Source organism: Kribbella sp. NPDC049584, assembly GCF_040675555.1.
Classification (GTDB): Bacteria; Actinomycetota; Actinomycetes; order Propionibacteriales; family Kribbellaceae; genus Kribbella.
In genome coordinates, this window is sequence record NZ_JBFAPF010000001.1 from 1,222,469 (window position 1) to 1,234,398 (window position 11,930).

Annotated in this window: 13 protein-coding genes; 3 read left to right on the plus strand and 10 right to left on the minus strand. The window is 68.2% G+C overall.

Annotated elements, in window-relative coordinates:
* Positions 1-3: 3 nt before the first annotated feature.
* From AB0J62_RS06095 to AB0J62_RS06135, 9 genes are all read right to left on the minus strand, one after another.
* Entirely contained in the window at positions 4-777 is a 774-nt protein-coding gene (locus AB0J62_RS06095; RefSeq protein WP_137258634.1) for an ABC transporter permease, read from the minus strand.
* Between the two features lie 115 nt (positions 778-892).
* Positions 893-1,840, minus strand: coding sequence for an ABC transporter ATP-binding protein (locus AB0J62_RS06100; RefSeq protein ID WP_134107140.1), 948 nt, complete (start codon positions 1,838-1,840; stop codon positions 893-895).
* Between the two features lie 236 nt (positions 1,841-2,076).
* Complete coding sequence (gene rplL / locus AB0J62_RS06105; RefSeq protein ID WP_134107138.1) at positions 2,077-2,466, minus strand: 50S ribosomal protein L7/L12; 390 nt, start codon at positions 2,464-2,466, stop codon at positions 2,077-2,079.
* Between the two features lie 67 nt (positions 2,467-2,533).
* Positions 2,534-3,157: a 50S ribosomal protein L10 gene (rplJ, locus tag AB0J62_RS06110; RefSeq protein ID WP_363864903.1), complete on the minus strand. Its 624-nt coding sequence runs from the start codon at positions 3,155-3,157 to the stop codon at positions 2,534-2,536.
* A 215-nt stretch (positions 3,158-3,372) separates the two neighbouring features.
* The gene (locus AB0J62_RS06115; RefSeq protein WP_363864905.1) at positions 3,373-4,557 is read right to left on the minus strand and encodes an MFS transporter; all 1,185 of its coding nucleotides are present in this window, start codon (positions 4,555-4,557) and stop codon (positions 3,373-3,375) included.
* Positions 4,557-5,366, minus strand: coding sequence for an IclR family transcriptional regulator (locus AB0J62_RS06120; RefSeq protein ID WP_363864907.1), 810 nt, complete (start codon positions 5,364-5,366; stop codon positions 4,557-4,559). Before AB0J62_RS06120 ends, AB0J62_RS06115 begins: the two co-directional genes overlap by 1 nt.
* Before the next feature lie 79 nt (positions 5,367-5,445).
* On the minus strand, positions 5,446-5,850 hold the full coding sequence (locus AB0J62_RS06125; RefSeq protein WP_363864909.1) for a RidA family protein: 405 nt from the start codon (positions 5,848-5,850) through the stop codon (positions 5,446-5,448).
* Positions 5,851-5,865: 15 nt separating this feature from the next.
* Positions 5,866-6,600 carry an IclR family transcriptional regulator gene (locus AB0J62_RS06130; protein WP_363864911.1) on the minus strand — a complete coding sequence of 245 codons (735 nt, stop codon included), beginning with the start codon at positions 6,598-6,600 and terminating at the stop codon, positions 5,866-5,868.
* Positions 6,597-7,583, minus strand: coding sequence for a sugar kinase (locus AB0J62_RS06135; protein ID WP_363864913.1), 987 nt, complete (start codon positions 7,581-7,583; stop codon positions 6,597-6,599). Before AB0J62_RS06135 ends, AB0J62_RS06130 begins: the two co-directional genes overlap by 4 nt.
* Positions 7,584-7,715: 132 nt before the next feature.
* On the opposite strand from AB0J62_RS06135, the gene AB0J62_RS06140 reads away from it, so the two are divergent.
* The 3 genes from AB0J62_RS06140 to AB0J62_RS06150 are packed head-to-tail and all read left to right on the plus strand — an operon-like array spanning position 7,716 to position 11,256.
* On the plus strand, positions 7,716-9,020 hold the full coding sequence (locus tag AB0J62_RS06140) for an amino acid deaminase (RefSeq protein WP_363864915.1): 1,305 nt from the start codon (positions 7,716-7,718) through the stop codon (positions 9,018-9,020).
* A gap of 1 nt (position 9,021) precedes the next feature.
* Positions 9,022-10,611, plus strand: a complete 1,590-nt coding sequence (locus tag AB0J62_RS06145; protein WP_363864917.1) for a D-aminoacylase — start codon at positions 9,022-9,024, stop codon at positions 10,609-10,611.
* A 12-nt stretch (positions 10,612-10,623) separates the two neighbouring features.
* Positions 10,624-11,256 carry a bifunctional 4-hydroxy-2-oxoglutarate aldolase/2-dehydro-3-deoxy-phosphogluconate aldolase gene (locus AB0J62_RS06150; protein ID WP_363864919.1) on the plus strand — a complete coding sequence of 211 codons (633 nt, stop codon included), beginning with the start codon at positions 10,624-10,626 and terminating at the stop codon, positions 11,254-11,256.
* On the opposite strand, the gene AB0J62_RS06155 is transcribed toward AB0J62_RS06150, so the two are convergent.
* Entirely contained in the window at positions 11,257-11,928 is a 672-nt protein-coding gene (locus AB0J62_RS06155; protein WP_363864921.1) for a DUF4097 family beta strand repeat-containing protein, read from the minus strand.
* Positions 11,929-11,930: the final 2 nt, after the last annotated feature.

Here is an 11,930-nt window from a genome sequence, read left to right on the forward strand (position 1 = left end):
ACGTCACGCCCCCTTCGGCGGGACGAGCTGGAAGTAGATCGCGGTCATCGAGAAGTTCGCGACGAACAGCAGCATGAACGTGATCACGACGGACTGGTTCACCGCGTCGCCGACACCCTTCGGGCCACCGCCCGCGTTCACACCCTTGTACGCCGCGACGACCGCGGCGATGAAGCCGAACACCAGCGCCTTCGCCTGGCCCTGCCACAGGTCGGGCAGGTGGGCGAGCGCGGTGAAGGACGCGATGTAGCTGCCTGGTGTGCCGTCCTGCAGCACGACGTTGAAGACGTAGCCGCCCATCACACCGACCACGCTGACGAACCCGTTCAGGAAGAACGCGACCAGCATCGTCGCCAGCACCCGCGGTACCACCAGGCGCTGGATCGGGTCGATGCCGAGCACCATCATCGCGTCGAGCTCTTCACGGATCTTCCGCGAGCCGAGGTCCGCGCAGATCGCCGAGCCACCAGCCCCGGCGATCAGCAACGCGGTCGCGATCGGCGACGCCTCACGGACGACGGCCAGCACCGCGGCGGAGCCGGTGAACGCCTGCGCGCCGAACTGCTTGATCAGGCCGCCGACCTGCAGCGCGATCACCGCGCCGAACGGGATCGCGACCAGCGCGGTCGGGATGATCGTCACGCTCGCGACGAACCAGGCCTGCTGGAGGAACTCCTTCACCTGGAACGGCCGGCGGAACGTGGCCCGGCCGGTGTCGAGTGCGAAGGCGAACAGCGAACCTGCATGCTTCAGCGGGGCGGTTGCAGACACGGTCACGGGGCCTCCCGGTCTGGACTGAGGAGCGCAGGGAGCGCAGCGACCGGAGCGACGAGGGAAGACCGGGAGTTAAAGCCCCGTGAGCGGCCGCGCGGCAGCGCGGCGTCCAGTACTGTCACCTGGCGCCCACCACGTTCGACTCGAACGATCCCGGCGGCGGGGTCACCCCGTTCTCGCGGCACCAGGCACCCGGCTCGCGCTGGGTCGGCCGGAGCATGCCGCTGCTGGGCAGCTGCTGGATCGGGATCGGCGGCAGCGGCGGCAGCTCCTGGCCGGCCTCGGCGGCCAGCTCCTCGGCGTCCTTCTCCTCGGACATGCCGATCGGGCCGACCATCTGCGCGTTCAGGAACTGGCGGACCACCGGCTCCTCGCTGGACAGCAGCATCTCCCGCGGACCGAACATGGCCAGATGCCGGTGGTACAGCATGCCGATGTTGTCCGGGACCGTCCGCGCGGTGTTCACGTCGTGGGTGACGATCAGGAACGTCGGGCTGAACGCCTCGTTCAGGTCGATCATCACCTGGTTGAGGAACGACGTACGGACCGGGTCGAGACCGGAGTCGGGCTCGTCGACGAGCAGGATCTCGGGGTCGAGGACCAGCGCGCGGGCCAGGCCGGCCCGCTTGCGCATCCCGCCGGAGATCTCGCCGGGCAGCTTCCGCTCGGCGCCGACCAGGCCGACCATCTCCATCTTCTCCATCACGATGGAGCGGATGTCGGACTCGGATTTCTTGGTGTGCTCGCGCAGCGGGAACGCGACGTTGTCGTACAGGTTCATCGAGCCGAACATCGCGCCGTCCTGGAACAGCACGCCGAACAGCCGGCGGATGTCGTACAGCTCACGCTCGCTGCAGGTGGCGATGTCGGTGCCCTCGATCCAGACATGCCCCTTGTCGGGCTTCAGCAGCCCGATCAGCGTCTTCAGGAACACCGACTTGCCGGTGCCGGACGGGCCGAGCATCACGCAGATCTCACCGGCCGGCAGGGTCAGGGACACGTCGCCCCAGATCAGCTGGCTACCGAACGACTTGGTGAGACCTTCGACGCGGACTTCGACGCCCACTTGGCCCTCCAATCGGCTCTGCCTCACGGGAATGTTCTGGCTGCCCCGAACCGACGAGTACGCGGGTCCAACGAGGGAGCAGTGGCCTAGGTTACGCACGAGTACGTTTTTTCGTAACCCCTGGCTGTCAAGCGGTTGCGATACTAACCATCAGGTAATCGCAGAAGGGCGGCCCCCTTGCGGGGACCGCCCTTCTCTACACATTCGTTACGTCCCTTAACAGGACGTAATCGAGGTCACTTCAGGGTGACGGTGGCGCCGGCGCCCTCGAGGGCCTCCTTGGCCTTCTCCGCGGCAGCCTTGTCGACCTTCTCGAGGACGGCCTTCGGGGCCGACTCGACGAGGTCCTTGGCCTCCTTCAACCCAAGGCTGGTGAGACCGCGCACCTCCTTGATGACCTGGATCTTCTTGTCGCCGGCGCTCTCGAGAACGACGTCGAACTCGTCCTGCTCCGCGGCCTCTTCGGCCGGGGCGCCTCCACCCGCGGCCGGGGCAGCGGCAACGGCGACCGGGGCGGCGGCGGTGACGCCGAACTCCTCCTCGAACGCCTTAACGAACTCCGACAGCTCCAGCAGGGTCAGTTCCTTGAACTGGCCGAGGAGCTCTTCGGTGCTGAGCTTCGCCATGATGGCGGTCCTTCCTGACAAATGTTGCTTGGTGATCACTGATGGGGTGTTGCGGATGAGATCTGCCTCAGCTCTCGGCTGAAGCGGTCTCCTCGGTGCTCGCCTCGGCAGGTGCCTCGACCGTGTCCTGCACGGCCGGTGCCTCGTCCGCCACTGCATCTTGCGCAGGAGCGTCTTCGGCCGGCAGCTTGTCCTGCAGCGCCGCGAACAGGCGCGCGGCCTGCGACAGCGGAGCAGCGAACAGCGACACCGCTTGCTGCGGGGCCGCCTTCATCGCACCTGCGAGCTTCGCGAGGAGGACCTCACGCGACTCCAGGTCAGCGAGCTTGCTGATCTCGTCAGAGCCGAGTGCCTTGCCTTCCAGCACTCCACCCTTGATGACGAGCAGGGGGTTCGCCTTGGCGAAGTCACGCAGTCCCTTGGCCGCAACCACCGGGTCGCCCTTGATAAAGGCGATCGCGGAGGGGCCTTCGAGCAGCGCGTCGAACGTGTCGACACCTGCGTCCTTGGCCGCGATCTTGGTCAGCGTGTTCTTCACCACGGCGTAGTTCACGTCGTCACCGAGCGCAGTCCGGAGTTGCTTGAGCTGCGCAACGGTGAGACCGCGGTACTCGGTCAGCACGGCGCCGTTGGAGCTACGGAACTCGTCCGTCAGCTCCGCGACAGCGGCTGCCTTGTCCGGCCTCGCCATGGGGGTCTCCTTCTATCGGCTTCCACGCCTAGGACCCCTGAACAAAGAAACGCCCCTGCGCAGGCGCAAGGGCGTGAACATACGTGCTTCACTTTCCAAGTCACCTGCGCGGGCCGCCCACCTGAGTGGGACTTTCAGCTACCTAGGGCAGCAACCAGCGGTCTTCGGCAGCAACCAGTGTGCCTGGTGCAGCGGCGTTTGACCAAATCGGTTGTTCAGGCGGGCTGCTCCCTTCGTGGATGAGGCGGGATCCAGCGGTGCATCGCCGTGGCCGCCGCCCAGCCGGTTCCCGCCATGATGACGATCGCCGGGCCCAGCCCGACGAGCGCGGTCGCGCCGGCCAGCAGCAGTGGCCCCGCACCGTTTCCGGTGTCCGCGAACAACCGGAAGGCGCCCAGGAACTGCGCCCGTCCGACCGGCGGCGACGCGTCCGCGCCCAGCGTCATGATGACGCCCGCGCCGAGCCCGTTCCCGATTCCCATCAGCAGCGCGACCAGAGTCAGCGTGACGGTGGTGTGTGTGAGCGGTAATAAGAGGTGCGCCAGCCCCAGCACGAACATCGACGGTACGGCGACCCACTTGCGGCCTAACCGGTCCATCACGGATCCCGCTGGATAGAACAGCAGCATGTCGACCGCCCCGGACAGTCCGAAGATGATGCTGGTCGTCTGCGGATCCAGCCCGATGTGCAGCGCCCACAGCGGGATCACCACCTGCCGGGACGCGCGGACAGCTCCTACGAGTAGTGCTCCGACGCCGAGAGTTCGCAGTACCGGGAAATGGTCGCGGATGACGATCCAGGTCGACTGTGCGGCGACCGGGGTACGACCGCGGGTGTGTGCGACGTCGGGCAGGCTCAGCAGGACTGCACAGGCAAGCAGTGCGGCCACCAGGTGGACCCAGTAGGCACCGTCCGTACCGAGGAACTTCATCACGCCGGCGCCGAGGAACGGGCCGATGAAGGAGCCGATGCGTTGTACGCCGCCCAGCGTGGACAGCGCGCGAGCGCGGAGCTCGATCGGCACCGCCTCACTGAGATACGCCTGCCTAGCAAGGCCCCAGACCGCGCCGGCCAGTCCGGTGCAGCCGATTGCGATAGCCAGTCCCCAGACGTTCTGTACGAGCAGACAGGCGGCCAGTGCGAGCGCAACCAGCACGGTGGCGCCGAGCATTGCTTTGCGTTCACCGATGCGGTTGGTCAGTGCACCAGCTGGGATGTCGCCGATCACCTGGCCCAGTCCGGCCGCTGCCACGACCAGGCCGGCGACAGCTACCGAAGCGCCGAGGTGGGTCGCCGAGAGCGCCACGACCGGAGCGATGGCGCCCTGGCCGATTCCGTACAGCAGAGCGGGCAGATAGACCGCCGGTGCGATCTTCCAGAGGCTTCGGGCCTGGGACATCACCGGCCGCCGGCCAGCGCCGTACTGCGGTCTCGTGCCGCCGGGGTGGCGCCCAGCAACTCCGACACCGACCAGGCACCCGCGACGACCCTCATCCCGAACTCCTCCATCCGCTCCACCGGCATCCTCATCTCGGGGCCGGACACACTCAGACAGCCCACGACCTGTCCGGAGTAGCCGAACACCGGCGCCGCCACGCTGCAGATCCCTGCGGTCCGCTCGGTCCTAGACATCGCGTACCCGCGGCGGCGGATGTCCGCGAACTGCTCGGCCAGTACGCCGGGATCGGTGATGGTGGCCGGCTGCACCTGCTCGAGCGGCCCCTTCAGGACCTCCTGCTGCCGCTCGAACGGCAGGAACGCGAGCAACGACTTCCCCGGCGCACCGAGCGGTAACGCGACCGGCAGGCCGAATTCCGTGTAGGTACGGCGCAGCTGGTGGTGACTCTCGACCTGGTCCAGTACGACACGCTGCCCGGACGGCAGCAGCTCGTGCACGGCCGCGGTCTCCCCTGTGTCATCGCGGAGTGCACGGAGCACTGGCATCGCAGCGTCTCGCAGACCGGCCGGAATCCCACCGCTGTGCGCGAGCTGCACGACCAGCGGACCGATCGCGTACCGCCGGTGAGCCGTCTGCCGGACGAGCCCGTTCTCCTGCATCGCCAGCAACAGCCGATGCACCGTGCTCGTGGACAGACCGGTCGCCCGGGCCAGATCACTGATCCCGAGATCCGGAGTACGCGCGTCGAAACACCGCAGGATCGCCACAGCCCGGTCTATCGACTGCACCGATCCTCGGGTTTCCTGCATTGTGAAACCATATCCCGCCATACGGGATCTCGCGCGGGCATATCGAAGCCCGGACCACCTGGCCCGGGCTTCGGGTGAATCAGCTCAGAACGGCGAGGGCGTCGATCTCGACGAGCATGTCCGGCAGCGGCAGGCCGGTGAAGACGGTGGTGCGGGATGGGAGGACGCCGCTCGGGGTGCGGGTCGACACGAAGTCGGCGTACGCCTCGTTCATCGCGGTGAAGTTGTCGCGCTCGGTGAGATAGACGCGGAGCATCACCACGTCGTCGATACTCGCCCCGCCTGCCTTCAGGATCGCTTCGATGTTCTGCAGGACGCGGGTGGTCTGAGCCTTGACGTCACCGTGGAACACGAAGTCGCCGCTGGCCGGGTCGACCGAGCCCTGGCCGGACACCTGCAGGATGTTGCCCTTGCGGACGCCCTGGGAGAACACGGGCATCGGCGGCGGCGCGTCGGTGGTGGAGACGACGGTCTTGTCGGACATCAGGTCTGACACCTCTCAGTTGTAGTCGGCACTGATCGCGTTGGCGGTGGCGAGCAGCTCGGGTAGCAGTTCGAGCACCTGCTCATAGTTCAGCAGTACGTCGGGAACCGACAGCGACACGGCCCCCACAACGCGACCGCCGCTGTCCTTCAGCGGTGCACCGATGCAGTTGATGAACGCCTCGTGCTCCGCCTTGTCCTGGGCCCAGCCACGCTCTCTGACGGTGTCCAGTTCGTCCCGCAGCCGGTCCGGGTCGGTGATCGTGTTCGGCGTGTACACGTGATAGTCCAGCGACTCGATCAGCGCCTCCCGCGGCCGCTTGGGCTGCGCGGCGAGCAGGACCTTGCCGACAGCAGTGCAGTGCAGAGCGGCCGGTACGCCGATCTGCGAGTACATCCGCACCGATCGCACGCTGTCGAGCTTGTCGACGTAGATGACCTCGCCGTTCTCCCACGCCGCCAGGTGGACGGTCTGGCCGGTCTTCTGGTTCAGCTCACGCAGATGCGGTGCAGCAACCTCGCGTACGACGTGTTGCTCGCGCGCCACGTCCGCGAGAGCGAACAGGCGCGACCCCAGCCGGTAGCGGTGCGCGGCGTCCCGGCGTACGAATCGGTCTGCTTCCATCGTGCGCAACAGCCGCAGCACTGTGGTCTTGTGAACGCCCAGCTCCGTGGCGAGCTGGTCGAGCGAGCGCTCGCCCTCACCGAGGCTGGTGAGGATCTGCAGCGCCCGACCGAGGCTCTGACTCATGCCGGGCCGATCTTCGTAGCCGCCCACTCCTCGTCGGTGCAGTTCAGCAACCGCTCCCTCGCCTCCGGCGCCGGAGGTGGCGCATGATCCTCTGGCGCCGTCAGCACAGCCGCCGCCGTCAAATGCCCCAACCGCAACCGCTGCACCATCGGCAGCTCCTGCAGCGTGCCGGTGAGGAACCCCGCCGCAAACGCATCGCCAGCCCCGACTGTCTCGACCACGTCGACGGACAGCGCTGGGACCTCGGTGCGTCCGTCCGGCTCAAGCACCATCGCGGTGTGCGCGTCGTCCTTCACTACCAAGGTCTGCGCCCCCAGGCGCTCGTACAACTCGTCCGGATCACGGGTCCCCGCAAAGACCTCCGCCTCATCCGCACCGATCAGCACGATGTCGGCCGCCTTCAGCAACCGCCACAGCGGTGCCGGATCCTTGTCCCGCCACAGCATCGGCCGCCAGTTCAGGTCGACGCTCAACAGGAATGACCGCGGCTCCGTCGCCAACCGCTCCAACATCTGCGCGCTGCTCGCAGAGATGGCCGCCGTGATGCCGGTCGTGTGCACCAGCCGCGCCTGCTCGAGCCGTTCGCGCACAGCGGGCCGGTCCAGAAACGCAGGGTCCATAGCGGCAGCCGCAGAGCCGGTCCGGTAGTAGTGCATCCGCGACCGGCCACCCTCCGACTCCTTCACATACAGAGCCGTCGGCCGGACCGCATCCACCTCCACGCCCCCGACCTCAACGCCCCGCTGCTGCAGATCCCGCAGTACGTGCTGACCGAAACCGTCATCCCCCAGCCGCGAGATCCACGCCGTCGGAACACCCAGCGCAGCAAGGCCGCCGGCCACGTTGCACTCCGCGCCGCCGACCGACCGCCGGAACACCTCGACGTCCGCGAGCGCCCCCGGCCCGCCGGCCAGCATGATCATCGCCTCACCGATGCAGACCGCGGCTGTCTCGGGGGCCGTCTCAGGGAGCGGGTCGGGCATCGGCACTCCTTGGCGGCGGGGTGATGGGATGGGGGTGTGCGTTGACGCAACTTTGGCCGCGATGCTACAACCGACGAGTCAGAATACGCAATGAGCGTTGCGTATTCTGCAACTTCGACCCCAGGGGATCAGATGCCTGCTTACGATGCCGCCGCCGTCGCCGCTCTCGCTGACCAGCAGGTGAGCTGGCGGGACAAGGCCCTGCCGCCAGGCTTCTGGGGCCGGACCGTGGCCGAGATCGTCGCCGAGCGGCCACGGCTCTCCCAGCTGCCCACCCCACTGATGACGCTGTCCGCACCCGGTCTGCGGCACAACGTCGACACCCTCGACACCTGGTGCAAACGCCACGGCGTCGAACTCGCACCGCATGGGAAGACCACGATGGCGCCCGCGCTCTGGGCTATGCAGCTGGATGCCGGGGCCTCGGCGATCACGCTCGCCAACGGTTTCCAGCTCGGTGTCGCCCGCGCGTACGGCGTACAGCGGGTGCTGATCGCGAACGCCGTGATCTCCCCGCTGCAACTGCGCTGGATCGCGGACGAGCTCGCCGCGGACCCGTCGTTCGAGGTGATGGTGTGGGCTGACTCGGTCCGCACCGTCGAGATCATGGAGGCAGCGCGGTCGGCGTACGTCGGACCCGACGCGCGCCCGCTCGATGTCATGGTCGAGGTCGGCGGCATCGGCGGCCGGACCGGCGCCCGCGATGCCGAGACCGCTCTGGCCGTCGGCCATGCGATCGCGGACGCGTCGACGCTGCGGCTCGTCGGCGTGGCCGGGTACGAAGGTGCGATCGGGCACGGTGTCGACGAGGCCAACCTCGAGGAGGTCCGCGCGTACCTGCGCGACCTGGCCGAGGTGCACCACCGTCTCAAAAGCGTGTACGACGCGGACGTCGTACCCATCGTCAGTGCGGGCGGCAGCCAGTACTTCGAGCAGGTCGCGAAGGTCCTCGCTTCGGAGGCCGGCGAGGGCGCGCGGGTCGTACTACGGTCCGGCGCGTACATCACCCACGACGACGGGCTGTATCGCCGGGTGTCTCCGCTCGGCGAACACCCGCGGACCGACGGCGAGCAACTCGTCTCGGCGATGCACGGCTGGATGCGGATCACGTCGCAGCCCGAGCCCGGCCTGGCGATCTTCGACGGCGGGCGTCGCGACTTCCCCTTCGACCAGGACTGGCCCGAACCGCAGTTGATCAGGCCGCGGTCCGAGGGTTCGCCGATCCTGCCGGCCACCGGGATGACCGTCACCAACCTGAACGACCAGCACGGCTACCTGCGCTTCGGCGACGAGCAGTCGGTGGTCATCGGCGACGAACTCCGCGTCGGCCTCTCCCACCCCTGTACGGCGTTCGACAAGTGGGGCCTGATCCCGGTCATCGACGACCCGGACGCGGCCGATCCGGTCATCGTCGACCTGGTCCGGACGTTCTTCTGAGATGACGGATCTACGCATCACGGGGGCGCTGGTCATCGACGGCTCCGGCTCCCCCGGGTACCGCGCCGACGTCGCGGTCGACGCCGGGCGGATCGTGGCCATCGGCCACGACCTGCCTGCCGCGGACCGGACGATCGACGCCGACGGACTGGTGCTGTCGCCCGGGTTCATCGACATGCACTCGCACTCCGACCTGCAGATCCTGGTCAACCCCGACCACACCGCGAAGGTCAGCCAGGGCGTCACGCTCGAGGTGCTCGGCCAGGACGGGTTGTCGTTCGCACCGATCGACGATCCGACGCGGGCCGTCGTACGTCGTCAGATCGCCGGCTGGAACGGCGAACCGGACGACTTCGACTTCAGCTGGTCCACCGTCGCCGGGTACCTCGACCGCCTCGACCAGGGCATCGCCTGCAATGCGGCGTACCTGGTCCCGCAGGGCACGCTGCGGATGATGGTCGTTGGCACCTCCAACCGTCCGGCGACAGCTTCAGAACTGGCGACGATGAAGCAACTGCTCGCGGACGGCCTGCGGGACGGCGCGGTCGGGATGAGCAGCGGGCTGACGTACACGCCCGGCATGTTCGCCGGCACTGATGAGCTCGTCGAGTTGTGCGAGGTCGTCGCGCAGTACGGCGGGTACTACGCGCCGCACCAACGCTCGTACGGCAAGGGCGCGCTCGAGGCGTACGCCGAGATGATCGAGGTGGCACGCCGTTCCGGATGTGCGCTGCATCTCACGCACGCGGTGATGAACTTCGCGCCGAACGCCGGCCGCGGGGTCGAACTGGTGGCGATGATCGACGAGGCGCTCGCCGGCGGGATCGACGTCACTACGGACACCTACCCTTACTTGCCTGGCGCAACCACTCTGGCCGCGATCCTGCCGAGCTGGACCGCCGAGGGCGGGCCGGACGCCCTGCTGTCCCGGCTTCGCGATCCGGGAGCGCGTTCACGGATCACCTACGAGCTCGAGCAGGTCGGCTCGGACGGGTGCCACGGCTGCGTCGTCGAGTGGGACACGATCGAGATCGGCGGCGTCCGCAACCCCTTGCTGTCCGACGCGGTCGGCCACACCGTCGCCGAGCTTTCGGCGCGCTCCGGCACCCCCGCCGCCGACATCTTCTTCGACCTCCTGGTCGGCGACGACCTCGCCACGTCGATCCTGCAGCACGTCGGCCACGAGGAGAACGTCCGCGCGATCATGCAGCACCCGTCGCACACCGGCGGCTCGGACGGGATCCTGGTCGGCGGCAAACCGCACCCGCGTTCGTGGGGGACGTTCCCCCGGTACCTCGCCCATTACGTCCGTGAGCTCGGCATACTCGAGCTCGCCGACTGCATCCACCACCTGACCGGCCGTCCGGCACGCCGCCTCCGCCTGCCCGACCGAGGCCTTGTCCGCGAGGGATACGCCGCCGACCTGGTGCTCTTCGACCCGGACAGGATCCGGGACGCGGCCACCTTCCCCGAGCCGCGTCAGCAGGCCGAAGGCATCCCGTACGTCTTCGTCAACGGCATCCCCGTCATCGACGACTCGCATCGAACGACCGCCCGCCCCGGCCACGCCATCCGCCGTACCACCAGCTGAGAGGAACTCGTTGTGAACACCTTGGAGCTGCTTCGAGCCGACCGGGTGCTGACCGTCGTCCGCGCCCCGGAGATCTCCGACGCCCGCGACCTCTGCGCCGCATTGGTTGCCGGCGGCATCCATGTCGTCGAGCTCACCTACACCACCCCCGATCTCCCCCGGCACCTGGAACGCGCCGCATCCACCGCCGTCGAGACCGGGGCCGTGGTCGGCGCCGGCACCGTGCAGACCGCCGACCAGGCAACGCGGGCGATCGACGCCGGGGCCCAGTTCCTCGTCACGCCCGGCCAAGGCCCCGAGGCCGCCGCCATCGCCGAGGCAGCGCGTACGGCGGGGATCCCCGTCGTACTGGGTGCGTTCACTCCCTCCGAGGTGATGACCGCGCTGGCTCTCGGCTCGACCGCGGTGAAGATCTTCCCGGCGCACCACCTCGGCCCGAAGTACTTCAAGGACCTCAACGGCCCGTTCCCGGGCGTACCGCTGATCCCCTCCGGCGGCGTGAACGCCACCAACGCCCACGACTTCCTCGCCGCCGGCGCCCTGGCGGTCAGCGCGGGCACCGACGTCGTCTCGCCCGCTGATGTCGCCGCGGCCAACTGGTCGTCGATCACCACCAAGGCAAAGACCTTCTGCGCCGCCCTGTAGCTACTGGATCGTGACGCTGCCGTAGCTGGATCGCAGGTACAGGTGCCGGGCGGCAGCGGGATCGCTCGGCACGTGGAGGTCGGTGGAACCCTGCGCGGCGATCGCGTCGATCGCGTACGTCGCGCCGGGCGGCACCCGGACCGTCAGCGATCCGTCGCTCGTGGTCGCCGACACCTGGTCGGGCGGGCTGTCGAAGCTCAGCGTGGCCGAACCGCGCTGGACGTCCACCGATACGCGCGTACTCCGCACCCGGACCAGGTCGACCGACCCGTCCTTGACGGCCAGGTTCAGCGGCGACGAGACACCGATCACGTTGACCGAGGCTGTCTCGACCTTCGCCTGGACCGCCGCGGCCGTCGGGACCTCGACCGTCAGATCCACCGAGCAATGCGTATCCGGACATCTGGTCTCGACGAGCAACTGGCCGCCCTCCGTCGACACCTTCACGTCCGGCTTCGCCGCCGCATACGTCCCGTCGACGTTCACATGCACGTGCTCGTCGACGCTGGCCAGCACCTGGGTCGGCACGTCGGCCGTGATCCGCGTGCCCTGGGCACCCGGCGCGAAGGTGGCCGAGTAGCTGTACGGCAGCTTGCCGCGAATTGTCGACACCGTCACCGCGGCGCCGGTGATGACGAACACCAGCAACGGCACCAGTCCGATGATCAGCATCC

What these genes read in the sequence shown, in the direction of transcription:
- AB0J62_RS06120 (WP_363864907.1), bottom strand. Translation starts at nt 5,366, where the DNA reads ATGCAGGAAACCCGAGGATCGGTGCAGTCGATAGACCGGGCTGTGGCG.
- AB0J62_RS06130 (WP_363864911.1), bottom strand. Translation starts at nt 6,600, where the DNA reads ATGAGTCAGAGCCTCGGTCGGGCGCTGCAGATCCTCACCAGCCTCGGT.
- rplL (WP_134107138.1), bottom strand. Translation starts at nt 2,466, where the DNA reads ATGGCGAAGCTCAGCACCGAAGAGCTCCTCGGCCAGTTCAAGGAACTG.
- AB0J62_RS06135 (WP_363864913.1), bottom strand. Translation starts at nt 7,583, where the DNA reads ATGCCCGACCCGCTCCCTGAGACGGCCCCCGAGACAGCCGCGGTCTGC.
- AB0J62_RS06140 (WP_363864915.1), top strand. Translation starts at nt 7,716, where the DNA reads ATGCCTGCTTACGATGCCGCCGCCGTCGCCGCTCTCGCTGACCAGCAG.
- rplJ (WP_363864903.1), bottom strand. Translation starts at nt 3,157, where the DNA reads ATGGCGAGGCCGGACAAGGCAGCCGCTGTCGCGGAGCTGACGGACGAG.
- AB0J62_RS06155 (WP_363864921.1), bottom strand. Translation starts at nt 11,928, where the DNA reads ATGCTGATCATCGGACTGGTGCCGTTGCTGGTGTTCGTCATCACCGGC.
- AB0J62_RS06115 (WP_363864905.1), bottom strand. Translation starts at nt 4,557, where the DNA reads ATGTCCCAGGCCCGAAGCCTCTGGAAGATCGCACCGGCGGTCTATCTG.
- AB0J62_RS06145 (WP_363864917.1), top strand. Translation starts at nt 9,022, where the DNA reads ATGACGGATCTACGCATCACGGGGGCGCTGGTCATCGACGGCTCCGGC.
- AB0J62_RS06125 (WP_363864909.1), bottom strand. Translation starts at nt 5,850, where the DNA reads ATGTCCGACAAGACCGTCGTCTCCACCACCGACGCGCCGCCGCCGATG.